Origin of the sequence: Streptomyces sp. NBC_00670, from assembly GCF_036226765.1 — a bacterium.
In the GTDB taxonomy this organism is placed as follows: Bacteria; Actinomycetota; Actinomycetes; order Streptomycetales; family Streptomycetaceae; genus Streptomyces.
Genome location: NZ_CP109017.1, coordinates 2,495,391 through 2,519,477, shown reverse-complemented (window position 1 = coordinate 2,519,477; position 24,087 = coordinate 2,495,391). Strand labels below are relative to the sequence as shown.

Annotated in this window: 16 protein-coding genes; 12 read left to right on the top strand and 4 right to left on the bottom strand. The window is 72.5% G+C overall.

Going from position 1 to position 24,087, the window contains the following annotated elements:
• Positions 1 to 79: 79 nt before the first annotated feature.
• Positions 80 to 2,659: an aminopeptidase N gene (gene pepN, locus OIE12_RS11150; protein WP_329134273.1), complete on the bottom strand. Its 2,580-nt coding sequence runs from the start codon at positions 2,657 to 2,659 to the stop codon at positions 80 to 82.
• 237 nt (positions 2,660 to 2,896) lie between these two features.
• Between pepN and OIE12_RS11145 the strand changes: the two genes are divergently transcribed.
• Complete coding sequence (locus OIE12_RS11145) at positions 2,897 to 3,631, top strand: mycothiol-dependent nitroreductase Rv2466c family protein (protein ID WP_329134271.1); 735 nt, start codon at positions 2,897 to 2,899, stop codon at positions 3,629 to 3,631.
• A gap of 199 nt (positions 3,632 to 3,830) precedes the next feature.
• On the opposite strand, the gene OIE12_RS11140 is transcribed toward OIE12_RS11145, so the two are convergent.
• Positions 3,831 to 4,499: a superoxide dismutase gene (locus OIE12_RS11140; protein WP_329134269.1), complete on the bottom strand. Its 669-nt coding sequence runs from the start codon at positions 4,497 to 4,499 to the stop codon at positions 3,831 to 3,833.
• A gap of 384 nt (positions 4,500 to 4,883) precedes the next feature.
• Here OIE12_RS11140 and OIE12_RS11135 point away from each other — a divergent pair, with 384 nt between their 5' ends.
• Positions 4,884 to 5,459, top strand: a complete 576-nt coding sequence (locus OIE12_RS11135; RefSeq protein ID WP_329134267.1) for a biotin transporter BioY — start codon at positions 4,884 to 4,886, stop codon at positions 5,457 to 5,459.
• Between the two features lie 84 nt (positions 5,460 to 5,543).
• On the opposite strand, the gene OIE12_RS11130 is transcribed toward OIE12_RS11135, so the two are convergent.
• Entirely contained in the window at positions 5,544 to 6,992 is a 1,449-nt protein-coding gene (locus tag OIE12_RS11130; protein ID WP_329134265.1) for an amino acid permease, read from the bottom strand.
• Between the two features lie 331 nt (positions 6,993 to 7,323).
• On the opposite strand from OIE12_RS11130, the gene OIE12_RS11125 reads away from it, so the two are divergent.
• The 10 genes from OIE12_RS11125 to OIE12_RS11080 all read left to right on the top strand — a co-directional run bounded on the left by OIE12_RS11125 (position 7,324) and on the right by OIE12_RS11080 (position 22,287).
• Positions 7,324 to 7,809 carry a ribose-5-phosphate isomerase gene (locus tag OIE12_RS11125; RefSeq protein WP_329134262.1) on the top strand — a complete coding sequence of 162 codons (486 nt, stop codon included), beginning with the start codon at positions 7,324 to 7,326 and terminating at the stop codon, positions 7,807 to 7,809.
• Positions 7,810 to 8,140: 331 nt separating this feature from the next.
• Entirely contained in the window at positions 8,141 to 8,962 is an 822-nt protein-coding gene (locus OIE12_RS11120; protein ID WP_329134260.1) for an Fpg/Nei family DNA glycosylase, read from the top strand.
• 234 nt (positions 8,963 to 9,196) lie between these two features.
• The gene (locus OIE12_RS11115; protein ID WP_329134258.1) at positions 9,197 to 10,372 is read left to right on the top strand and encodes a PP2C family protein-serine/threonine phosphatase; all 1,176 of its coding nucleotides are present in this window, start codon (positions 9,197 to 9,199) and stop codon (positions 10,370 to 10,372) included.
• A gap of 128 nt (positions 10,373 to 10,500) precedes the next feature.
• On the top strand, positions 10,501 to 12,843 hold the full coding sequence (locus OIE12_RS11110; RefSeq protein WP_329134256.1) for an ADP-ribosyltransferase: 2,343 nt from the start codon (positions 10,501 to 10,503) through the stop codon (positions 12,841 to 12,843).
• Positions 12,844 to 12,891: 48 nt separating this feature from the next.
• Positions 12,892 to 13,293 carry a hypothetical protein gene (locus OIE12_RS11105; RefSeq protein WP_329134254.1) on the top strand — a complete coding sequence of 134 codons (402 nt, stop codon included), beginning with the start codon at positions 12,892 to 12,894 and terminating at the stop codon, positions 13,291 to 13,293.
• A gap of 282 nt (positions 13,294 to 13,575) precedes the next feature.
• Positions 13,576 to 13,908 (top strand): hypothetical protein, encoded by a 333-nt coding sequence (locus OIE12_RS11100; RefSeq protein WP_329134252.1) that lies wholly within the window; start codon positions 13,576 to 13,578, stop codon positions 13,906 to 13,908.
• Between the two features lie 125 nt (positions 13,909 to 14,033).
• The gene (eccD, locus tag OIE12_RS11095) at positions 14,034 to 15,389 is read left to right on the top strand and encodes a type VII secretion integral membrane protein EccD (protein ID WP_030383064.1); all 1,356 of its coding nucleotides are present in this window, start codon (positions 14,034 to 14,036) and stop codon (positions 15,387 to 15,389) included.
• An 89-nt stretch (positions 15,390 to 15,478) separates the two neighbouring features.
• Entirely contained in the window at positions 15,479 to 16,741 is a 1,263-nt protein-coding gene (locus tag OIE12_RS11090) for a MinD/ParA family protein (protein WP_329134249.1), read from the top strand.
• Between the two features lie 25 nt (positions 16,742 to 16,766).
• Positions 16,767 to 20,753, top strand: coding sequence for a type VII secretion protein EccCa (gene eccCa, locus OIE12_RS11085; protein WP_329134247.1), 3,987 nt, complete (start codon positions 16,767 to 16,769; stop codon positions 20,751 to 20,753).
• A gap of 112 nt (positions 20,754 to 20,865) precedes the next feature.
• Positions 20,866 to 22,287: a DUF6177 family protein gene (locus tag OIE12_RS11080; protein ID WP_329134245.1), complete on the top strand. Its 1,422-nt coding sequence runs from the start codon at positions 20,866 to 20,868 to the stop codon at positions 22,285 to 22,287.
• Between the two features lie 123 nt (positions 22,288 to 22,410).
• Here OIE12_RS11080 and OIE12_RS11075 read toward each other — a convergent pair whose 3' ends face one another.
• Entirely contained in the window at positions 22,411 to 23,583 is a 1,173-nt protein-coding gene (locus OIE12_RS11075) for an acyltransferase family protein (protein ID WP_329134244.1), read from the bottom strand.
• Between the last annotated feature and the right edge of the window lie 504 nt (positions 23,584 to 24,087).

Sequence of the window (24,087 nt, the reverse complement as noted above, 5' to 3'; positions counted from 1 at the left end):
ACGGCCCCGACGTCAGAGTTGCGTAACACCCCGTGGGGAACGGGAAGTTGACGCCGGGGCCGCACCCTCCGTTCCGGCGTCAGCCGGCTGCCGCCGCCGCGTCGCACTCCTGGCCGCGCAGCCCGCGCGCCAGGTCGTCCCGGGCCTCCAGGACCAGGCGGCGCAGCGCCGGGGCCGCGTCCTCGTGGGCCGTCAGCCACGCGTCCGTCGCCGCCAGGGTCTCCCGCGAGGCCTGGAGCGCCGGGTACAGGCCGCGGACCACGTCCATCCCGATCTGGATGGACCGCTCCGCCCACACCCGTTCGATCACCGCGAAGTACTTCTCCGCGTACGGCGCGAGCAGCTCCCGCTGGGACGGCTGCGCGAACCCCGCGATCGTCGCCTCCACCAGCGCGTTGGACAGCGCGTCGGACTCCACCACCCGCTCCCAGGCCCGCGCCTTGACCTCCGCCGAGGGGCGCGCTGCCAGGCAGCGCACCTGGTGCCGCTTGCCGGAGGCGGTGTCGTCCCGGGCGAGTTCCGCAGCGAGCGCCGCCTCGTCCACGGCGCCGTGCGCGGTCAGCGGCTCCAGGAACGTCCAGCGCAGCTCCTGGTCCACCTCCAGGCCGTCGATCTTCTCGGTGTCCTCCAGCAGCCCGCGCAGCACGGCGAGGTCCGCCTCCCCGGCGGCGACCGCCGCGAAGAACCGCGCCCAGGTGAGCTGGTGCTGGCTGCCCGGCTCGGCCGCCCGCAGCTCGCGCAGCGCGCCCTCGGACAGCAGCCGGGCGCCGGTCTCGCGCCACTCGGGCGCGGCGTAGTGGGTGAGCGCGGACTCGGCCCACGCGTGCAGCATGTGCAGCACGCCGATGTCGGACTCGCGGCCCGCGAACCGCAGCACCAGGTCGACGAAGTCCCGCGCGGGCAGCAGCGCGTCCCGGGTCAGGTTCCACAGCGCCGACCAGCACAGCGCCCGCGCCAGCGGGTCCGTGAGGTCGCCGAGCCGGTCGCGCAGCGTGGCCAGCGAGGTCTCGTCGAAGCGGATCTTGCAGTACGTCAGGTCGTCGTCGTTGACGAGCACCAGGTCCGGCGCCTGCTCGCCCGCCAGTCCGGCGACGACCGTGCGCGGCCCGGCGACGTCCGCCTCGGCGCGCGCGTACCGCACCAGCGCCCCGTCCTCGCTCCGGTAGAGGCCCACCGCCACCCGGTGCGGGCGGATCGTGGGGTGCGACTCGGCGGCCTCCTGGACGACGGCCAGCTCCTCCACCCGCCCGTCGGTGCTCAGCAGCACCTGCGGGGTAAGGGAGTTGACGCCGGCCGTCTCCAGCCAGGCGCGCGACCACGCGGCCATGTCCCGCCCGCTGGTCTCCTCCAGGACCGCCAGCAGGTCACCGAGCCGGGTGTTGCCGTACGCGTGCCGCTTGAAGTAGCGCCGGGCGCCCTCCAGGAAGGCGTCCTGGCCCACGTAGGCGACGAGCTGCTTCAGCACGGAGGCGCCCTTGGCGTACGTGATCCCGTCGAAGTTGAGCTTGGCGTCCTCCAGGTCGCGGATGTCCGCCGTGATCGGGTGCGTGGAGGGCAGCTGGTCGGCGCGGTACGCCCAGGCCTTGCGGCGGTTGGCGAAGGTGATCCAGGCGTCCTTGAACCGGGTCGCGCCGACGTTCGCGAACGCGCCCATGAAGTCGGCGAAGGACTCCTTCAGCCACAGGTCGTCCCACCACTCCATGGTGACGAGATCGCCGAACCACATGTGCGCCATCTCGTGCAGGATCGTGTTGGCGCGGCCCTCGTAGGAGGCCCGGGTCACCTTCCCGCGGAAGATGTACTCCTCGCGGAAGGTCACGAGCCCCGGGTTCTCCATCGCCCCCAGGTTGTACTCGGGCACGAACGCCTGGTCGTACTTGCCGAACGGGTACGGGTGGTCGAAGCGGTCGTGGAAGAAGTCCAGGCCCTGCTTGGTGATGAGGAAGACGTCGTCCGCGTCGAAGTGCTTGGCGAGCCCCTTGCGGCACAGCGCGCCGAGCGGGATCTCCAGCCGTGTCCCGTCCTCGAACGTCCGCTCGTAGTGGTCCGTCACGTAGTGGTACGGGCCCGCGACGACGCAGGTGATGTACGTCGAGATCGGCTTCGTCTCGGCGAAGCGCCACACGCCGTCGCGCTGCTCGCCGACGCCGTTGCTCCACACCGTCCAGCCCTCGGGGGCCCGCACCTCGAAGCGGAACGGGGCCTTGAGGTCGGGCTGTTCGAAGTTGGTGAAGACGCGGCGGGAGTCGGCCGGTTCGTACTGCGTGTAGAGGTAGACCTCGCCGTCCTCCGGGTCGACGAAGCGGTGCATGCCCTCGCCCGTGCGGGAGTAGGCGCACTGGGCGTCCACCACCAGCTCGTTCTCCGCGGCCAGGTCCTCCAGGCGGATCCGGGCGCCGTCGAAGACCTCGCCGGGGTCGAGGTCGCGGCCGTTGAGCGAGAGCGCGGTGACGCTCGGGGCGACGAGGTCCGCGAAGCTCGCGGCGCCCGGCTCGGCGCAGCGGAAGCGGATCGTGGTGACCGAACGGAACGTGTGCGGCCCGTCGGCCGGGGCGTCGCCCACGGCCGAGCGCAGGTCGAGCGACACGTCGTACCCGTCGACGGACAGCAGTGCGGCCCGCTCCCGGGCCTCGTCGCGGGACAGGTTCTCACCGGGCACGGGCGGCACTCCCTCGGTATGTCAGGAAAGGGTCCGGCGCTCCGTCTCGGATGCCGGACACACACGTACAGGACCGATCCTGCCATGTGCCCCTGACATCGGGCACCGGGGAATGTCCGGCACCTCCCGCCATGTTGCGACAGGGCAGACCGCCGACTCCCCACCGGGCCGCCCCCGCGACCCGCTCGGCACCCCGTGTACGGCATCCGGCCGTACGACCGCTCCCCGAGGAGACGCATGTCCGAGACGCATGAGACGCACGAGACCGTTGACACGAGTCAGGCCGCCGAGGCGGGAGTGACTGCCGCGACCGCGGGGACCGGTGAGGCCTCCGGGAAGGTCCCGGTCGACTTCTGGTTCGACCCGCTGTGCCCCTGGGCGTGGATGACCTCCCGCTGGGTCCTGGAGGTCGAGAAGGTCCGCGACATCGAGGTCCGCTGGCACGTCATGAGTCTAGCGGTGCTCAACGAGAACAAGCTCGACACGCTGGACGCCGGCTACCGCGAGACGATGACCACCCGCGCCTGGCTGCCGGTGCGGGTCGTCACCGCGGCCTGGCAGAAGCACGGCGCCGAGGTGCTCGGCCCGCTCTACACCGCGCTCGGCACCCGCATCCACAACCGCGGCGAGGGCACCACCCGCGAGGCGATCGTCGGCGCGCTCTCCGACGCCGGACTGCCCGCCGGGCTGATCGACTACGCCGACCAGGAGGACTTCGAGTTCGAGGCGGAGCTGCGCGCCTCGCACAAGGAGGGCATCGACAAGGTCGGCCAGGAGGTGGGCACCCCGGTGATCGCGGTGCCCGGCCCGGACGGCGAGGAGATCGCCTTCTTCGGCCCCGTGGTCACCCCCGCGCCCCAGGGCGATGAGGCCGCCCGCCTCTGGGACGGCACCCTCGCGGTCGCCTCGGTCCCCGGCTTCTACGAGATCAAGCGCACGCGCACGAAGGGTCCGGACTTCAGCAATCTGTGACGGGACGGCGGCCTCGCGGTGCCCGCGGGGCCGCCGGCCGCCCGGCCGGGAGCGTACGGTCGGAGGGCGCCGCGTCGGGAGCCCGGAACCGGTCCCGCCGGGGGCGTGTTCCGGCACCGGCAGCCGGAAACCCCCCGGGAGTCACGTCCTCCCGGGGGATTTCCTCTCTGCGCCTGCCCGGTGAGCGGTGAGAAGACGATCACGAGCAGGCCGCTTCAGTGTGCCGTCGGGGCGCCAGCAGCAGAACATCCGTGCGCGACTTCGCCGCCGCGTAACGCCGGGCGACGTCCTGCCAGTTCACCACCCGCCACATCGCCTCGACGAAGTCGACCTTCTGGTTGCGGTACTGCAGATAGAACGCGTGCTCCCAGGCGTCGAAGACCAGGATCGGCGTGGCGCCCTGGCCCACGTTGCCCTGGTGGTCGTAGACCTGCTCGACGATCAGCCGCCCGCTCAGCGGCTCGTACGCGAGGACGCCCCAGCCGGAGCCCTGCGTCGTGGCCGCCGCCTTCGACAGCTGCGCCTTGAACGAGGCGAACGTCCCGAACGACTCGGCGATCGCGTCCGCCAGCTCGCCCACGCCGTCCGCCGCCAGCGGCTCCCCGCCGCCGTCGCCGGTCATGTTCTGCCAGTAGATCGAGTGCAGGATGTGGCCGGAGAGGTGAAAGGCCAGGTTCTTCTCCAGCCCGTTGACCGAGCCCCACTGGTCCTTGTCCCGCGCCTCGGCCAGATGCTCCAGCGTGTCGTTGGCGCCCTTCACATACCCCGCGTGGTGCTTGTCGTGGTGCAGTTCGATGATCTCGGGGCTGATCACGGGTGCGAGGGCCGCGTAGTCGTACGGCAGTTCCGGCAGCGTGTAGACGGGCATGGCGGATCGATCCCCTCCGGCCTTTATTGCACATTACTTGCAACTACACGCTAGCAACAAGAAGCGTCGGGCGTCAGCGAGGGGAAGGGGGCGCGGCGTGTCCGGCGGCCGGGGGAGACGGCCGGGTGAGGCCGGGCACGGCCCACCGGCGGCCGACGCCGTTGGCGGGTCCCTACAGTCCGCCCGCGTACGCCCGGCGCGCCCACGACGCCGTCGTCCGGGGTGAGCAGCGTCACGCCGCAGGAGGTGTGAGGCACCGCCTTTGTACGGACCCCATCAACGCCCCGTTCCCCGCTTTGTCGGACGGTGACGGTGTAGGACCGGGCATCCACCGGATAGCGTCACGGTGTCCCGAACCGTCCTCACCTCACCCGCGGAGTCCCCATGAGCACCGCCGCCCTCGTCCGCCCCGGTCAGGTCCTCGCCGACCTGCTCCCCTCCACCCGCGTCCGGGACGCCGCCCTCGTGGCCGGCGGCGCCGTGCTCACCGGACTCGCCGCCCAGCTCTCCGTGCCCGTCCCCGGCTCCCCGGTGCCGGTGACCGGCCAGACCTTCGCCGCGCTCCTGGTCGGCACCTCCCTCGGCGCCGGCCGCGGCTTCCTCTCCCTCGCGCTGTACGCGCTGGCCGGCACCGTGGGCGTGCCGTGGTTCGCGGGCGGCGTCTCCGGCGCGGGCGCGCCCTCCTTCGGCTACGTCCTCGGCATGATGCTCGCCGCCCTCGCCGTCGGCGCGCTGGCCCGCCGCGGCGGCGACCGCTCGGCGCTGCGCACCGCCGGCACGATGCTGGTGGGCGAGGCGATCATCTACGCCGTCGGCGTGCCCTACCTGGCGCTCGTGACCGGCATGTCCGCCTCCGCCGCGCTCGCGGCCGGCCTGACCCCGTTCCTGATCGGCGACGCGCTCAAGGCCGCCCTGGCGATGGGCGCGCTCCCGGCGGCCTGGCGGCTGGTCAAGCGCTGAGGCGCGGGCGGGCAGAGGGCTCGCACGGGAGAGGGGCGGGAGCCGCGTACGGCTCCCGCCCCTCCCGTATGTCCGCGGCGCCCGTCAGCGCACCGCCGCCCGGCGCCGCGCGACCACCCGCTCCTTCACCACCGCGACCACCAGCACCCCCGCCGCCACCAGCAGCGACAGCAGTACCGTCTCGCGCCCGTCGTGCTCGGTGTCGGTCAGCATGTAGCCGAGGACGAAGACGATCAGCGCGGCCGTCGCCCAGGTCAGATACGGGTACAGCCACATCCGTACGACCAGCCGTTCCGGGGCCTCGCGCTGGATGATCCGCCGCATCCGCAACTGCGAGAAGCAGATCACCAGCCACACGAACAGCGCGACCGCGCCGGAGGAGTTGACCAGGAAGAGGAAGACCGAGTCCGGGAACTCGTAGTTGAAGAACACCGCCACGAACCCGAAGACCACCGAGGCGACGATCGCCGTCATCGGCACGCCCCGCCGCGTGGTCCGCGCGAACGCCTTGGGCGCGTCGCCCCGCTCGCCCAGCGAGAACGCCATCCGGGAGGCGGTGTACAGGCCGGAGTTGAGGCAGGACAGCACCGAGGTCAGCACGACGACGTTCATCAACTGCCCGGCGTGCGCGATGCCGAGCGAGTCCAGCGCGGCGACGTAACTGCCGTCGTCGGTGATCGCCTTGTCGTTCCACGGCAGCAGACAGACGACGACGAAGATCGAGCCCAGATAGAACACGGCGATCCGCCAGATGATGCTGTTGGTCGCCTTGGTCACCGCCCGCTGCGGGTCCTCGGACTCACCGGCGGCGAGCGTCGGGATCTCGCTGCCCATGAAGGAGAAGACGACCAGCAGCACCCCCGTGAGGATCGCGCCGGGCCCGTGCGGCAGGAAGCCGCCGTGATCGGTGAGGTTGCCGAGCCCCGCACGGTCGCTGTCGACGCCGGGCAGCACCCCGAACACGGCCAGCCCGCCGACGACGATGAACACCGTGATCGCGACGACCTTGATCCCGGCGAACCAGAACTCGAACTCGCCGTAGGAGCCGACCGAGGCGAGGTTGGTCGCGGTGAGGACCACCATGACGATCAGGGCCCAGCCCCACTGCGGCACCGCCGGGACCCAGCCCGCCAGGATCGTCGCCCCCGCGGTCGCCTCGACCGCCAGGACGACCACCCAGAAGAACCAGTACAGCCAGCCGATGGAGAACCCGGCCCAGCGGCCCAGCGCCCGGTCGGCGTGGGCCGAGAACGAGCCCGAGGTCGGGTTGGCGGCGGACATCTCGCCGAGCATCCGCATCACCAGCACCACGAGGACGCCGACGAGCCCGTACGACAGCAGGATGCCGGGGCCGGTCGCGGCGATGCCGGAGCCGGAGCCGACGAAGAGGCCGGCGCCGATGACGCCGCCGATGGCGATCATGGTCAGGTGGCGGTTCTTGAGTCCCGCCTGGAGTCCGGTACCGGGGCCCGGGTCGGGTTTCCCGGGTTCGGGGCCGTTTCCGGGGGTCGCCAGGGTCGGCTGCGAGGTCATGCGCGTCTTCCTTTGCGCCGGGGCCGGGGGGTGGGAGCCGGGGCCGGTGAGTAGGGCTGTCGTCTTCCCCCGGTGCGCGCGGATCATCCGGCGTTTCACGAGGGGTGCACGAACGCCGCACGGGCGGAACACGTGCGAGGGGTGGGACGGGCCGCCCGCCCGTGCGAGCGGCGCACGGGCCGGACCAGTGAATCCCAGGGTGATGTCCTGTGGAACCTGAGTTTCGGATATTTTACAAGCGGCTTACCTGTGGTTCCGTAGCGCGTCTCACAGTTTGGGTGCGCGGTACCCGGGAGGCCGACGCGGCGGGGGCCGTGCCACACTCGGAACCATGCGCGTCTATCTCGGCTCCGATCACGCCGGTTACGAACTCAAGAACCACCTCGTCGAATGGCTCAAGGCGGCGGGGCACGAGCCCGTGGACTGCGGGCCGCACGTGTACGACGCCCAGGACGACTACCCGCCGTTCTGCCTCCGCGCGGCGGAGCGCACGGCGGGCGACCCCGGCTCGCTCGGCGTGGTGATCGGCGGCTCCGGCAACGGGGAGCAGATCGCGGCGAACAAGGTGAAGGGGGTGCGGGCGGCGCTGGCGTGGAGTGAGGAGACGGCGTCGTTGGGGCGGGAGCACAATGACGCGAACGTGGTGGCGGTGGGGGCGCGGATGCATTCGCGCGAGGAGGCGGTGAAGTTCGTCGAGGTGTTCCTCGCGACGCCGTTCTCGGGCGATGCGCGGCACGTCCGCCGCATCGAGATGCTGGCGGGGTACGAGACGACGGGGGACCTCCCCCCGATCCCCCCGCACCACCCGCAGTCCTGACGGCCGTGCGGGCGGCCGGGGCTTTCTTCCGCCCCCGCCGCCCCTACCCTCCCCCAAGCTCTCAACTTCGTTCGAGCAGGGGGGACCCCCATCGTCCCCTCAAGGGGCTCCGCCCCTTGGACCCCGGCACGGGGCTTCGCCCCGTTTCGCGCAGTTCCCCGCGCCCCTGACAGGGGCGCGGGGAACTGCGCGATCGGCCACGACGAGCCCGCGGCCGCCCACGCACCGCAACCCCCCGAGCTGTCCGCACCCCCCGAGTTGTCCGCACCCCCCGAGCTGTCCGCAATCCCCGAGCCGTTCGCAGAACATCCCGCACCGCCGGAGGCGCCCCGTGCCGGAAGGGCACACCATTCACCGCCTGGCGCAGGACTACGCCCGCTTCACCGGCGGAGCCGCCCGCGGAGCCCTCCGCGTCAGCAGCCCGCAGGGCAAGTTCGCCGACGCCGCCGCCCTCCTCGACGGCACCGCACTCACCGCCACCGAGGCCCACGGCAAACATCTCTTCCTCGGCTTCGCCGCCACCGGCTGGGTCCACATCCACCTCGGCCTCTTCGGCAAGGTCGCCTTCGGCGACGCCCCCGCGCCCCCGCCCACCGACACCGTCCGCCTCCGTCTCGCCGACGACACCGCCTACGTCGACCTCCGGGGCCCCACCACCTGCGCCCTGATCACCGATCCCGAGAAGCAGGCGGTCCACGCCCGCCTCGGCCCCGACCCGCTGCGCGCCGACGCCGACCCCGACGTCGCGTACCGCCGTATCTCCCGCAGCCGCACCACGATCGCCGCGCTGCTCATGGACCAGAAGATCGTCGCGGGCGTCGGCAACGTCTACCGCGCCGAGGTCCTCTTCCGGCACGGCATCGACCCCTACCGCCCCGGCCGGGACCTCACCCCCGCCGAGTGGGACGCGATCTGGGCCGACCTCGTCGAGCTGATGCACGAGGGCGTCCGCCTCAACCGCATCGACACCGTGCGCCCCGCGCACACCCCCGAGGCGATGGGCCGCCCGCCCCGTGTCGACGACCACGGCGGCGAGGTGTACGTCTACCGCCGGGCCAACCTGCCCTGCCACCTCTGCGGCACCCCCGTCCGCACCGCGGGCCTCGCCGGCCGCAACCTCTTCTGGTGCCCCACCTGTCAGACCGCCCCGTAGCGGCCGTCCGGACGCGTTCGACACCACGGCCCGGTCCGCGCACGCCGCCCCAACTCCCGTGCGTACAGCACATGATCGACCGTCCCCGTCCCGCCTATCGGGGCAATCCGGTACGAGTGCGGCCGTATCACTCACCGTACGGGCCCCCATACCCTGTGAAGTTGAGCGCTCGGACGGGGGACAAGTGGTACCTCCCGTGCCAAGCACCTGGTCCGATGGATAGGGTCCCGAGCAATGGCATCAGGACGAGAGCGGCGAGCGGAAGCCGAGACGTTCCCGGCCCGGGTGAAAAAGCAGTGGCACCGGGCCCGCGTCGGGCTGCGCCGCGCCGCCGTGGACTACTTCCGCGGGGACGGCTCCGACTGGATCGCCCTCGTCGGCCTGATGCTCACCGTGCCCGTCATCGCGGCGACGACGATGGCCAACTCGGTCTGGTGCTCACCGGCCGTCCTCGTCCTGCCGATCGTCGCCGGCGGCCTGCTGCTGCGACCCTCCAGCCTGCTCGCGCTGTACGCGGCCGCCGCCACCGCGCTGATCGTCGAGTCCGTCCAGCTCGGCCCGTACACCCAGGGCCCCTCCCGGGTCACGCCCGGCGTGGTGCTCGTGGTCGCCGCGTGCGGCTTCTTCGGGCTGCTGATCGCGCAGTTCCGCAGCCGGGTCGGCGTGCCCTGGCGGCGCGGCGGCACCATGCTGTTCGACCTGCGCGAGCGCATCCGGGTGCAGAGCAAGCTGCCGAAGCTGCCGATGGGCTGGCACCGCGAGATGGCGCTGCGGCCGGCCGGCGGGCAGTCCTTCTCCGGGGACTTCGTGGTCGCGGCCCGTACCAACGGCGGCCGCACGCTGGAGGTCGTCCTCACCGACGTCTCCGGCAAGGGCATGGACGCCGGCTCGCGCGCGCTGCTGCTGTCCGGCGCGTTCGGCGGCCTCCTCGGCTCCCTGCCGCCGCACGCCTTCCTGCCCGCCGCCAACGGCTACCTCCTGCGCCAGGACTGGGAGGAGGGGTTCGCGACCTCCATCCACCTCGTCCTCGACCTCGACTCCGGGGACTACGAGTTGTACTCCGCCGGGCACCCGCCGGGCCTCCAGCTCAGCGCGGGCAGCGGTCGCTGGGAGCAGAAGTCCGCGGAGGGCCCGCTGCTCGGTGTCTACGACGGCGCGCAGTTCGACTCGGTGAAGGGCTCGCTGCGCCCCGGGGACGTGCTGATGCTGTTCACCGACGGCCTGGTGGAGACGGCGGAACGGGACATCGCGGAGGGCATGGACCGCCTCACCGGCGAGGCCGACCGCTATGTCGCGGGCGGTTTCCGCGGGGCGGCCTGGCATCTGATCGAGGCGGTCGCCAAGGACGTCAACGACGACCGGGCGCTGCTGCTGATCTGCCGCGAGGGCCCGACGGCCCCGTCCCACTGACCGTTCTTCCCACCGGCTGCCTCACCAACCCGGATTGCACCAGCAATCGCGGAGTTGATAGAGATGACTGCGCGCACGGCACAGCACAGCACGCCAGGCAACGGGCCGGGACGGGGGTCGAGGTCGCGGTGATCAACCCAGCACAGATTCCGCAGTTCACGGGTGATCTGACGCAGCTGGAGAAGGACTACGGGGATCTGAGGACGGACGCGTCGCACGTCCGCTCGACGGGTGCCGGCGTCCACTCCCAGTTCCAGGGCCTGTCGGCGTACTACACGGCTCCGGAGGCGGAGCAGCTCTTCGCGACGACGAAGCCGGTGAAGGACCGCGCGGACGACTTCGCGACGGACCTGGAGACGGTCTCCTCGGCGCTGTCCTCGTACGCCACCGAGATCCGACCGCTGGCCACGAAACTGGCGGAGCTGAAGACCAAGGCGACGACCTTCGTCAACTCCGTGAAGGACGACGACGACTGGCAGTACGACGAGGACAAGGTCGACGAGCACAACGGCATCCGGGACGACATCACGACGACGGTCGCGGCGTTCTGGGCGGCGGAGCGGACCTGCCACAACAAGATCACGGCGATCTTCGGCGGCACGCAGATGGTGGCGGGGGACGGCTCGGACCGCAAGGACCAGTACGGGTTCAACGCGGACGACATGAAGAACGCGAAGCTGCCGTGGGGCGACCCGGTGGAGGAGAAGCACCACGTCTGGGAAGTGGGCCACTGGATCAAGTCGTTCGTGTGGGACGGCCTGATCGTCGACGGCGTCTGGGGCACGATCAAGGGCCTGGGCACGCTGGTCGGCTTCGGCGGCTGGGAGGCGATGGGCCAGGCGTGGAAGGGCCTGGCGCAGCTGGCCACGGGCCTGGCGATCGCCTCGATCCCCGGCGTGGGCACGGCGTTCTGGGCCCTGCCCGACGACAAGCTCCCCGCCTGGATCCGCGACTCCCGCACGGCGGTGAAGGAGACGGGCAAGGCGCTGGTGGCGTGGGACGAGTGGGGCAAGAACCCCGCGCGGGCGGCCGGCGCGGTCACCTTCAACGTCGTGACGACGGTCTTCACGGGCGGTGCGGGGGCGGCGGCGTCGGGCGCGGGCAAGGCGGGCGCGATCGCCAAGGCGCTGTCGGTGGCGGGCAAGGCGGGCAAGGTCATCGACCCGATGACGTACGTCATGAAGGGCGCGGGCGCGGGCCTGTCGAAGATCGGTGACGTGACGAAGGCGCTGAAGGGCGTCGGCAAGATCGACATCCCGACCCTTCCCGACGGCTCGGTCCACCTCCCCGACGGCCGCATCCTGGACCCCCAGGGCCACCTCACGACCCCCGAGGGCGTCGTGGACCCCACCCCCATCCCCCACGAGGCGGCCCCCGGCCTCCCGGCAAGCTGGACGCTGCCCGGCGGCCACCACCCGGTCTACGCCGCGGCCCACGGCCCCGGCGACACCCTGGCCCACACGGCCGACGCCCCGCACCAGCCGGCGTACGGCCACGGCCCGACCCCGACGTCGTACGAGCACACGCCGACGCATGCCCCGCCGCACGAGACGCCGGGCGCCGCCCCCCACCCCGGCCACGAGACACCGGGCGCCCCGCACGACGGCGCGCACGGCGGTGACCACCCGCACGACGGTGCGCACGGTGGCGACCACGACGGGCCGGGCCACCCGGACGACGCGGCGCACCCGGGCGACCACGCGACCCCGGCCCACGCGGTCACGGACGCCACGACCCACCACGCCCCGGACGGCCCCGGGCCGACGGGCCACGCGGACACGGACGTGCCGGGAGGACACGGCGGACCGGGAGAACCGTTCGAGTACAAGCCGTCCATGTCGCAGTCCGAGTTCGCCGGCCTCAGCGACGCCGAGCAGAAGGCGGTGGCCGAGGCAGAACTGGCGCACGGTACGAATCCGGCACCCAGCCTCAGCAACAAGGCAGGGTTCGACTACGGCAACGCGTACTGGAACGACTTCCTGGACGATCTGGACCCCGCGTCCCGGGACAGCCTGGTCACCTACACCGGCAACAGCTACGACGACATCAACGGGCATCTCCGCACCGGCGCTCCCGCATCCGACGCCACGTTGCACACGATTGAGGAGATGGACAAGGTCATGGGCGCCCGTCCCGTACCCGAAGACATCATGATCGTGCGCGGCACCGGAATCGACCACCTCAATCTGCACTCGCCACTGGATATGCAAGGCGGTGTGTTCGACGACAAGGCGTACACGTCGACGGCGCTCGGCAAAACGCCGCCACCGCCCTTCGATGGGAAGCCGGTGTGGATGCACTTGCGGGTGCCGAAGGGCACTCCCGCGCTCTGGCTGGATCACCTCTCCCAGTTCCCCGGCGAACGGGAACTGCTGCTGGCCCGCGGTACGCAGTACAAGGTGACCCGCGTCGTCATGGACGAGGCCGCCGGCAAGTGGCATGTCTACGGGGAGGTTCTGCCGAGGCCCTAGCCTCCTCGCGGACCAAACATGCCTGACGGAAAAGGGAATGTGGACAGCATGAGCTCTGAACGACCGATCAACCCGCGCTTCGACGAGGACGTGCATTTCAACCTCGTGTCGCCGGGACCGCCTCGGTACCGGACGCACAGTGACAAGCCGGTGCGGTACTTCACGGTGGTCGACAAGCAGGGCGGGGCGGTGCTCGGTTATGTGTGGGGCGCCGTTGAGGACGACGCCGCCGCGTGGGAACCCCGGCAGGCTGCCGGGCCTCGCGCCTTGTCCGAGGGTGGCTTCTGGCACGCCCGGCTGACCGAGGCCAAGGGGCGGGGCGTTCCGCCGTCGCAGGCGCTCGCGGAGATGCTGGCCGCGCCGGAGGGCAGGAAGGGGCGGGCTGTGCCGGAGTCGCTGACCGACGCCCCCGACGCCGACGCCGTCAAGGCGTTGGCCGCCCAGGACTGACCCCGGGCTGTACTGCCCGGTGACCCATGGCTTATGTTGCGGGGGCAAAGTGAGGGGGAGCCATGCCGTACGCGGGGGACCGGCGAAGGCGCACGGAGCCGGGGAGGTACGCGCGGCGCACCGGCGCGCCACCCGGCGCGCGGACGGCGGGAGCCGCGGCCTGCGCCGGTTCCGCCCGGTACGCCGTCCTCCCCGAGCCCGCCGCCCACCGGCTCACCGCCCCCGCCCCGACACCCCCGCCCCACCGCAGGTGACTGACGAGACGACACGGGACGACGACTGATGGCACGGGACTACGACAGCCAGCTGCTGGAGTCGGTGGCGGTGCGCCGGCGCCGGATGCGGGACGCGCTGCTGTTCGGCGCGCAGCGCGGCCGGCGCACGGTGGACGAGCGGCTCGGCAAGGTCTTCGCGGGCATCGCCATCGCCGCCGTGCTGTGCGCCGGATGCGTCGGCTGGTCCTTCCTCCAGGCGACCCTGGACAAGCAGAAGGCCGAGAAGAAGAAGCAGGAACAGCAGCAGGAGCAGCTCTACAACCCGTCCGGGCAGAGCGGCTCGCCGAGCCCCACGAAGAGCCCCACGAAGAGCGCGACGAACGACGGGGGCGGGCAGTAGTGAACCGGACGGGAGACGGGAAGGACACACGGGGGAATGATGGGCATGCGCACGTCACCAGATAGCGACATGTTCGCGCCATCGGCGCCCCGTGGCCGAAACTACACGATGATAGGTTCCCGCACGTGGTGAGCACAGCAACGACGTCCCGGGCCCAGCTCAGCCGGGTCACCCTGGTCGGCGAGCGACGGCGAGCCGACATCGTTCTGCCGTCGGACACCCCGATCGGCCAACTGCTGCCCGACATCCTGCAGTTGCTCGACGACCGGGCCGCCTCCCGGCCCATGACCCGGCAGCTGATCACCTCCGACGGCTCGGTCCTGCCGCACGACGCCACGCTCTCCTCCGAGGGCGTCCCCGACGGCGCCGTACTGCAACTCGTGCGCGCGCACGCCGCACCGCCCGCGCCCGTCGTGCACGACGTCACCGACCAGGTCGCCGACGACCTCGACCTGCGCGGCTGGCGCTGGCGCCCCGCCGCCCGGCGGGCCACCGCCGGCACGGCCACGGTCGCCTTCGCGGTCGTCACCGCCGTCCTCGCGCGCCGCGAGTTCGCGCTGGACTCGCTGGCCGGCGTCCTGCTCGGCGCCACCGTCGTCTTCCTGCTCGCCGGCGCCGCCGTCGCGAAGATCGGCGAGGGCAACCAGGGCCTGGCCACCGCGCTGCTGCTCACCTCCGGCGGACTCGGCCTGCTCGCCGCCTGGACCTTCGCCGACGCCCACGACTGGGCGGCGACCGCACGGCTCGCCGCCGTCGCGGCGGCCCTGGTGCTGGTGCTCCTGCTGCTCGCCTTCTTCTCACCGCTCGGCCGCGGCGGACTCATCGGCGCGGGTGCCGTCGCCGTCATGGCCGCCGTCTGGGAGGCCGTCGCCGCGCTCCAGGACCGCTCCGACCGGCTCGGCGCGGTGATGGCGGTCTTCTCCGTCATCCTGCTCGGCCTGCTGCCCCGGTTCGCGCTGATGGCCTCCGGGCTCACCGGGCTCGACGACAAGCGCTCCGGTGGCGTCTCCATCAGCCGCCACCAGGTGGCCAACGCGCTCGCCGCCACGCACCGCGGCCTCGCCCTCGCCACCGTCGTCACCGCCGCCTCCGCCGCGGCCGGCGGCTGGCTGCTGACCACCGCGGACAGCCCGACCCCGTGGAGCGTGGCGCTCGCCTCGCTCACCGCCGTCGTCCTGCTGTCGCGGGCCCGGGCCTTTCCGCTGGTCGCTGAGGTGGTCGCGCTGTTCGCCGCCGCCGCGCTGCTCGTCGTGCGGCTCACCGTGGTGTGGACGGACCACGCGGGCGGCGCCGGACCGCTCGCCGTGCTGTGCGCGGCCGCCGTGCTGCCGCTGCTCGTCCTCGCGGTGCAGCCGCCGGAGCACGTACGGGTGCGGCTGCGGCGCACGGCCGACCTGATCGAGTCCATCGGCGTCATCGGGCTGTTCCCGCTCGCCGTGGGCGTGTTCGGCATCTACGGGCAACTGCTCGACAAGTTCTGACGCGCACCGGCGCGCACGCCCGGGACAGGACGCGGGGCGCGCGGGCCGAAGGCACGGACAGAGGCAGAGGTACAGGGGAGAAGGGCGTTATGCCGAACGGCGACAACTGGCAGAGCGACGTGCTGCGCGACCTGAAGGGCGGCGCCGCGTCCGCGCAGGGCGGCGCGCAGTCCGGCGCGGGCGCGCAGCCGGCGCCCGGCGCACAGCCCCCGCAGGGCGCCGGCGCGCCCGTCCCCGGTGCGCCCGTCCCCGGCGCACCCGCCCCCGGCACGCCCGGACCGGCGCCGCAGCCCCCGCAGGTCCAGCCCCCGCAGACGTACGTCCCCCCGCAGCACCCCCAGGCGCCCCAGTACCAGCAGTCCCCGCAGGCCCAGCGGCCCCAATCCCCGCGCCAGGCACAGCAGTCCCAGCAGCCCCCGTCCCGCCCCCGCACCCCCGACTCCCGCCCCGTCGTGGAGAAGGACCTCGTCGCCGCCGGCCTCAAGCCCCGGCACGGCGAGCCCTTCACCGCCCGCGCGCTGCGTGCCGTACGCCGTACCGTGTCGTCCTCCGCCGCCCGCGAGGTGGCCCGCACCACCGCCACCGCCGAGGTGCTCCAGCAGGCGGTGACCACCGGACGGCAGATCGCGGTCACCTCCATCCGCGGCGGCGCCGGCAAGACCACGATCGCCGCGCTGCTCGGCACCACCTACGCGCACTACCGGCACGACCCCACCCTGATCATCGAGGCCGACCCCGCGCTCGGCTCGCTCCCGCTGCGGCTCGGCGCGCAGACCCTGCGCTGGACCACGGGCGACGTCGCCGGCATCGTCGAACCGCAGATGTCGCTGCTCGACGTCACCGGCTACCTCGTCCAACTCCCCGACAACGCCTGGCTGCTGCCCGGCAGCCAGGGCCAGATCGGGGCGATGCTCGACCTGCGCTCCTACGAGAAGGTCATGGTCTCGCTGCGCCGCTACTTCGGCGTCACGGTCGTCGACTGCGAGACCCTGCCCGCCGAGGTCGCCCGCGTCGCGCTGTCCGCCGCGCAGGCCCGGGTGCTCGTCGCGCCCGCCACCCTGGAGGGCGTGGCCAGTACGTACGCCGTCCTGGAGTGGCTGCGCGGACTGCCCCGGCACGTCATCGCCGGCACGATCGTCACCCTCACCGAGACCGTCCCGCACACCGGCCTCGACCTCGACGCGGCCACCGCCAAGCTGACCGCCACCGGCGCCGGCGTCCACGTCCTGCCCTACGACCGGCACCTCGCGGCCGGCGGCACCATCCGCACCGAACTCCTCGCGCACGCCACCCGGCAGTCCGTCACGCAGCTGGCCGCCGACGTCTTCCAGCTCTCCCAGAAGCGCCGCTGACCGAAGAAGGGGGAGGCCACGGCACATGAGCACCCGACTGATCCACCGTCCCGCCCGGACCACCCGACCCGCCCCCGCGCCCGACCCGCGCTCCATCGAGGCGCCGCCCAACCTGCCCGAGGGCAAGGCGGGTTCGATCGCGACCTCGCTGCTGCCGGTGGCCGGCGTGATGTCGTCCGTGGTGATGATGACCGTCGTCCGCAACAGTCAGTTCGCGGGCCTCGGCGCCATCATCCTCGTCGTCACCCTCACCGGCTCGATGGCCCTGGTCTTCTCCCAGCGCGGCAAGGCCCAGCGCACCCGCCGCACCCAGCGCGAGGCCTACCTCGCCTACCTGGAGGACCTGCGCGAGGAGCTGTCCACGGAGGAGCGGGAGCGGCGCGAGCGGGCCCAGGTGCTCAACCCGCCGCCGGACGCCCTCTACGACATCGTGCGCGACCCGGCCCGGCTCTGGGAGCGCCGCCGGACCGACCCCGACTTCCTGCGCGTGCGCGTCGGCACCGGCGAGATGCCCGTACGGGACCTCAAGGTCGCCCAGCAGGGTTCCTCCGTGCTCACCCCGCCCGACGAGTTCATGCTCAACGAGGCCTCCGCGCTGATGGCCCGCTTCAGCACCGGCACCGAACTCCCGCTCACCGTCCCGCTCGACCGGGTCGGCGACATCAGCGTCATCGGCGCCCGCGAGGACACCCTGCGGGTGGCCCGCGCCCTGCTCGTGCAGGCCGCCGCCACCCACGCGCCCGACGACGTGGCCATGGCGCTCGCCGTGCCCGGAGACCGGCTGGAGGAGTGGGAGTGGGCCAAGTGGCTCCCGCACCTGCTGGACTCCGAGCAGTTCGACGGCCCCGTCGCCGCCCGCCGCATCGCCCCCTCCCTGCCCCAGCTCGCCCGGCAGATCCGCCCCGAACTCGCCCGCCGCGCCTCGTACGCCGCCGAGGTCCGCCGGGGCCTTTCCGGCAAGGACGCGCTCGCCCTGTCCTCCCGGCTGCTCGTCGTCGCCGACGGACACGGCGAGGACGCCGTCGACCTGCCCCGCCCGGACGACGCCGTCGGCCTGCGCGACATGGGCGTCACCGTGCTGCACCTGCTCGACCGGCGGGTCCAGGAGCCCGGCCACGTCGGCGTGCGGATCACCGTCGAGGGCGAGCGCGTCGTCATCGAGGACCTGCGCGAGGCCGAACCGGTCGGCGCGCACGGCACCGTCGACGAGGTCGGCGTCCCCTTCGCCGAGGGCCTGGCCCGGATGCTCGCCCCGATGCGGCTGTCCGCCGACTCCATGGGCGCCGACGCCCCGCTCTCCGGACCCGTCGACTTCGCCGACCTGCTCGGCATCGACGACGTCGCCCGCCTCGACCTCGGCCGGCTGTGGGCGCCGCGCGGCGAGCGCGCCTTCCTGCGCGTCCCGATCGGCGTCAACGACTCCCGCGAGCCGGTCCTGCTCGACCTCAAGGAGTCCTCCGAACTGGGCATGGGCCCGCACGGCCTGTGCGTCGGCGCCACCGGCTCCGGCAAGTCCGAACTGCTGCGCACGCTCGTCCTCGCCCTCGTCGCCACCCACCCGCCGGAGGACCTCTCCCTCGTCCTCGTCGACTTCAAGGGCGGCGCCACCTTCGCCCCCTTCGCCGAACTCCCGCACGTCGCGGGCGTCATCACCAACCTGGAGAACCAGGCCGGGCTCATCGAACGCGTCCACGCCTCCCTCGCCGGCGAGGTCAAGCGCCGCCAGCAGGTGCTCAAGGACGCGGGCAACGTCGCCGACATCGGCCACTACGCCGCCCTGCGCGCCGAGAAGCGGCCCGACCTCGACCCGCTGCCCCACCTGTTCGTCGTCATCGACGAGTTCGGCGAACTTCTCACCGCCAAGCCCGACTTCATCGACCTGTTCCTCTCCATCGGCCGCATCGGCCGCTCCATCGGCGTCCACCTGCTGCTCTCCAGCCAGCGCATCGAGGGCGGCAAGCTCAAGGGCCTGGACACCTATCTGTCCTACCGGCTCGGCCTGCGCACCTTCTCCGCCGACGAGTCGCGCACGGTCCTGGACACCACCGACGCCTTCCACAACCTGCCCCCGCTGCCCGGCTTCGGCTACCTCAAGGTCGACACCAGCCACTACGAGCGGTTCAAGGCCAGCTATGTCTCCGGCGCCTACCGGGGCCCCGTGCAGCGCGAGACCGAGGAGGACACCGGTCCGCTCGCCCTCGCCTACGAGGCGTACAACACCCTCGGCCAGGACGAGGCGGGCGGACCCGAGGAACCGCAGATGCGGCGCCGGGAGACCGGGCCCACCGAGATGGGCGTCCTCGTCGGTCAGATCGAGGAGTCCGGCAGCGCCCCCGTCCGCCAGATCTGGCTGCCCCCGCTGCCCGACGCCATCGCCCTGGACAAGGTCGCCGGCCCCGTCGAGGTCGGCGCGCGCGGCATGCAGCTCGCCAAGCGGCGCGGCCCGCTCCAGGTCCCCATGGGCCTCCTGGACGACCCCACCAAGCAGTGGCAGGGCCAGTGGTACTTCGACCTCACCGTCGCCGGCGGCCACGCCGCCGTCATCGGCGGACCCCAGTCCGGCAAGACCACCCTGCTGCGCACCCTCGCCCTGTCCCTCGCGCTCACCCACACCCCGCAGGAGGTCGGCATCTACGGCCTCGACCTCGTCGGCGGCGGCCTCCAGGCCCTGGCCGGACTGCCGCACGTCGGCGGGGTCGCCGGCCGCGCCGACCGGGAGCGCGCCGCCCGCACCATCGACTCGGTGCGCACCATGCTCGACCAGCGCGAGGAACTCTTCCGCGTCCACAACATCGACTCCCTCGAACAGCTGCGCGACCTGCGCGCGGCCGGCCGGCTGCCCGAACTCGCCTCCACCGAGATCGTCCTGCTCATCGACGGCTTCGGCGCCCTGCGCGACGACTTCGAACAGCTCGACGACGCCGTCGTCGACATCCTCAAGCGCGGCGGCGGCTACGGCATCCACGTCGTCGCCGGCATGCTCCGCTGGAACGACGTCCGCATCGCCACCCAGTCCCAGTTCGGCACCCGTATCGAACTGCGGCTGAACGACCCCAGCGAGTCCAGCGTCGACCGCAAGCTCGCCGAGACCCTGGCCCCCGGCGAGAAGGGCCGCGTCCTCACCGACGGCAAGCTGTTCGCCCAGGTCGCGCTGCCCCGCACGGACGGCCTCGCCGACACCGGCGACCTCGGCGCCGTCCTGGAGCGCACCGCCCGCGGTATCCGCGCCACCTGGACCGGTGACGTCGCCCAGCCCGTCCGCGTCCTCCCGCACGTCCTCGAACCCCAGCAACTGCCCGGCCCCGCCGCCGAACCGCGCCGGGTCCCGATCGGCCTGGACCAGAACCGGCTCGCCCCGGTCCTGCTCGACCTGTTCGACCGCGACCAGCACCTGATCGTCATGGGCGACAGCGAGTGCGGCAAGACCAACCTGCTCAAGGTGATCGCCCAGGGCCTCATCGAGCGCTACAGCGACGAGGAACTCGTCTTCGGCGTCTTCGACCCCCGGCGCGGACTGCGCGGCGCCATCCCCGAGGAGTACCGGGGCGGCTACGCCTACAACGCCAAGCTCGCCGGGGGCCTCGCCACCGGCATCGCGGGCGAACTGGAGAAGCGGCTGCCCGACGAGAGCGCCGACACCGAGGACCTGGAACCCGGCAGCTGGGGCGCGGGCCCCCGCATCGTCATCCTCGTCGACGACTACGACGTCCTCACCACCGCCGGGCAGCAGCCGCTCGCCCCGTTCCTGCCGTACATCCCCTCCGCCGTCGACATCGGCCTGCACTTCGTGCTCACCCGCCGCGTCGCCGGCGCCTCGCGGGGGCTGTACGAGCCGCTGCTCCAGGGGCTGCGCGAGTCCGGCGCGAGCGCGCTGGTGATGGCCGGCGACCGCGGCGAGGGCCAGCTCTTCGCCGGGGTCTACGCCTCCCAGCAACCCTCCGGCCGCGGCACCCTGGTCCGCCGCGGACAGCCCAACCGCCTGATCCAGACGGTGTACACCGGGACGAACTGAACGTGCACACGACGGGACACGACAGCCGCCTCGTGGAGACGGCACACGACAGCCGCAGGGCACCCGGCCGCCGGGTGCCCACCGCCGACGCGACGAAGGGCCTGCCCACCTCATGACCAAGGACGTCATCGCCCTCACCCGCAGGATGCCCGATCCGCTGAGCGTGCTGGCCGGGCTGCTCTCCGGCGGCCCCGACAAACTGGTCGGCGCCGAGGGCGACGGCGCGGTCGTGCAGCTCTGCGACGAGGAGGGCCGCCCGCTGGTCTCCGTCGAGGCCCCGCTCCTCGTCCAGGTCCGCGGCGAGGCCCAGCGACTGCTCGACGCCACCGAGCCGGAGGTTCCGTACTGGTGGACGGAGGCCCGCGCCACCACCGGCGTGCGCGAGGCCGAACAGCTCGCGGGCACGTTCGCGGCGCGCGTGGCCAGTCTGGTCGGCGGCACGGCGTGGCCGCGCGAGGCGGCGACCTCGCTCGCCGTGGTGAAGACCGACGGCATCAGCGCCGCGCCCACCCCGGCCGCCGCCCAGCCGGCCGTCGACGTGCTCACCGACAAGGTCGCCGTCGTCATCCAGGACCGCCCCGTGGTCGCCATGACGGCCTGGCTCTCCGACGCCCTGCGTGCGGCGGCCGCCGCCGAACTCGGCCTGCAGATCGTCACCCCGGCCGGCACCCGGCTCTCGCCCGCCGTCCGGAGCAGCCTCCCCGGCTGGCCTTCACGGTGGGTGGTGCAGGACGAGAAGGACGGCTACTACGACGGCCTCTCCGGCGCCGTACTGGAGTGGAAGAACGGCCTGTTCGTCACCGTCGAGTCCCCGGAGGCCACCCCGCGCGACCCGCGCACCCCGGTCGCCGGCACATTCGCGGCGGACACCGCCGACACGGGCGAACGCCAACTCGCGCTCTCCTTCCGGGCGATCCACCCGGCCGACGACCGCCTCGTGCTGGGCGGCGCCGTGGAGGCCGTCTGGCAGGCGGTCACCGGCGAGTCCCCGGCCGGCTGGGGCACCGAGGAACCGGCCAACCTGCCGTGGAACCTGCGCCAGCTGACCGACGTGGCGCACGAGCGCTCACCGGCCCCGACCTGGCTGGTCGTCGTCGGCACGCCCGAGCGACCGGGCCTGGCCACGGTGCGGATCAGCCGTACGACGGGGGGCGTGGAGGAGGACGTCACGATGGCGTTCGGCTACGGGCCGGGGGAGGAGGTCCCGGTGGACGCGGTACCGAAGGCGGCGGAGGCACTGGCGACCCGGCACGACCTGCAGTCCATGCTGGCCCAGGTCCGCCGCGCCCGCCGCGACCTCTCCGTCCCGCCGCGCTTCGAGGGCCCCGGCGTCCCCCTGGCCTTCGCGCTGGGCGCGGAAGAGGTCCGCACGATGCCGGGCGACCGCGCCCGCAACACCCCCCTGCGCGACAAGCCGAGGGAACTGGGCCCGAGGACCCGCCCCGCCCTCTACTACCCCCTCCCGGGCGACCCGTCCGACCTCACGGCCTGGCAGGACTTCGAACGCCTGATGAGGCACTTGAAGGGGGCGTAAGGTGCGCCTCGGAACTCATGGGCGCGCGACCAACGCAAGGGCCGCGCCCCCAAGGGGCGCGGGGAACTGCGCGACCAGCCACATCAAACCCGCAGCCGCCAACAAACAGTCCCCCGCACCCCCTCAGGCACCCTTCTCCCGGGCCCCCGCACCAACCGTGCGGAAGGCCCACTTGAGCTCCGGCTCCATCACGAACCGGAAAACCCTCCGCACCGGCGGCGTACACAGCACCGTGATGACCGCCGCCGCCACCACCGTGGCGGCGACCTCCCCCCACACCTGCTGCGCCCACGCATGGTCGTACCAGCCCCAGAACCGCGATCCCTTCGCGAGGAACCCGTGCAGCAGGTACCCGTACAGGGTCCCCGCGCCCAGCACGGTGAACCACATCCTGCGCCGCGGCACCCACGCCAGGAAGCAGCCGGTCAGCACCATCGAGCAGCCGAACAGCGCGAGCGTCATGACCACGCCCACCCACCACGGCGCACCCAGCTCCTGCGCGCTGTCCCGGTGGTAGAACCACGCCGAGTTCATCCGCGGCCCGGCCCAGTACGCGAAGGCGACCGCGGCCGCCATCACCGGCACGGACAGCGTCCGCACCGCCCGGCCGCGCAGCCGCCGGAAGTGCTCGGGCTTCATGAAGAGGCCGACGACGAAGAACGGCAGGAACTGGAGCACGCGCTGGAGATCGAGGTCGTCGCCGATGTCGGGCGAGACGGAGGCGAGGCAGGCGATGACGAGCGCCAGCGGCACCGGATGGCGGACGACCTTCCACAGCGGGGTGGTCAGCCGCCAGACGAACAGCGCGACGAGGAACCAGGTGAGGTACCAGGGGTCGAGCAGACTGATCGGATGCCCGGGGTCGTCGTCGGCCCACCGCTTGAACAGGGAGTACGCCACCTCGAAAACGGCGTACGGCACGGCGACGCCGGTGATCAGGCGCTGGAGCCGGTCGGGCCGCATGTCGAAGCTGCGGGAGAAGTAGCCGGAGATGAGGATGAACGCCGGCATGTGGAAGGTGTAGACGACCATGTAGAGCGCCTCGGCGGCGCGGCTGTGGTCGGTCAGCGGCTCCCAGGCGTGGCCCATGGCGACGAGGACGATCGCCAGGTACTTCGCGTTGTCGAAGAACGCGTCACGCTGTTTGGCGGGCCGGGCGGCGGGGGAGCCGTTCACGGCGGGGGAGCCGGGCGGGCGGTGCGGATCGCGGGGTGTGGGCACCCCGTCCGCCGCCGGACGGGCCGGGGGGAGCGGTGTGCGGGGATCGGAGCCGTGCGGTCGCAGCGAGTTGGTCACCGGGCCTCCCACCGAGTGTTCGGCGGGAGTGACCGGGACCTCGCTGCACATGCGGGGGACGAGGCAGCGGAGAACATTTGAGGCACCCTAGCGCTGTCCATGGGGCTTCGTAAAACCCCTGTGGCTAATCCTGGTTATGGCCTGCGCGTACCCCCGATTCACAGAAGTCGACGGACGACATCACGTGTTCTGGGCCACATCCGGGGTACCGAGTCGTACGTCGGACGGTCATCAATTGCCATGCCGTACGCGGCCGTTGTGTCCTGCTTCATCATGATGAAGCAGGACCAAAGGGGCATGGACCGCCCGTCCGTTTCCCGAGGTATGCCGGTTGTGCGCACGCAGGGGCCGCGCGTGCGACGGCCCCTCGCGATCTCCCCTGCCCGCAATGGGAATTACCCGCGAACGAGATGTGTGGGCATGGAAACGATCCTCGGGAATTACCCTGCGGGCGGCTGCTCGAATTCACGTGCGAAATGCGCGCGTTGAGCGGCGCACACGCGG

What these genes read in the sequence shown, in the direction of transcription:
- OIE12_RS11145 (WP_329134271.1), top strand. Translation starts at nt 2,897, where the DNA reads ATGTCCGAGACGCATGAGACGCACGAGACCGTTGACACGAGTCAGGCC.
- OIE12_RS11140 (WP_329134269.1), bottom strand. Translation starts at nt 4,499, where the DNA reads ATGCCCGTCTACACGCTGCCGGAACTGCCGTACGACTACGCGGCCCTC.
- OIE12_RS11135 (WP_329134267.1), top strand. Translation starts at nt 4,884, where the DNA reads ATGAGCACCGCCGCCCTCGTCCGCCCCGGTCAGGTCCTCGCCGACCTG.
- OIE12_RS11130 (WP_329134265.1), bottom strand. Translation starts at nt 6,992, where the DNA reads ATGACCTCGCAGCCGACCCTGGCGACCCCCGGAAACGGCCCCGAACCC.
- OIE12_RS11125 (WP_329134262.1), top strand. Translation starts at nt 7,324, where the DNA reads ATGCGCGTCTATCTCGGCTCCGATCACGCCGGTTACGAACTCAAGAAC.
- OIE12_RS11115 (WP_329134258.1), top strand. Translation starts at nt 9,197, where the DNA reads ATGGCATCAGGACGAGAGCGGCGAGCGGAAGCCGAGACGTTCCCGGCC.
- OIE12_RS11105 (WP_329134254.1), top strand. Translation starts at nt 12,892, where the DNA reads ATGAGCTCTGAACGACCGATCAACCCGCGCTTCGACGAGGACGTGCAT.
- OIE12_RS11100 (WP_329134252.1), top strand. Translation starts at nt 13,576, where the DNA reads ATGGCACGGGACTACGACAGCCAGCTGCTGGAGTCGGTGGCGGTGCGC.
- OIE12_RS11090 (WP_329134249.1), top strand. Translation starts at nt 15,479, where the DNA reads ATGCCGAACGGCGACAACTGGCAGAGCGACGTGCTGCGCGACCTGAAG.
- eccCa (WP_329134247.1), top strand. Translation starts at nt 16,767, where the DNA reads ATGAGCACCCGACTGATCCACCGTCCCGCCCGGACCACCCGACCCGCC.
- OIE12_RS11080 (WP_329134245.1), top strand. Translation starts at nt 20,866, where the DNA reads ATGACCAAGGACGTCATCGCCCTCACCCGCAGGATGCCCGATCCGCTG.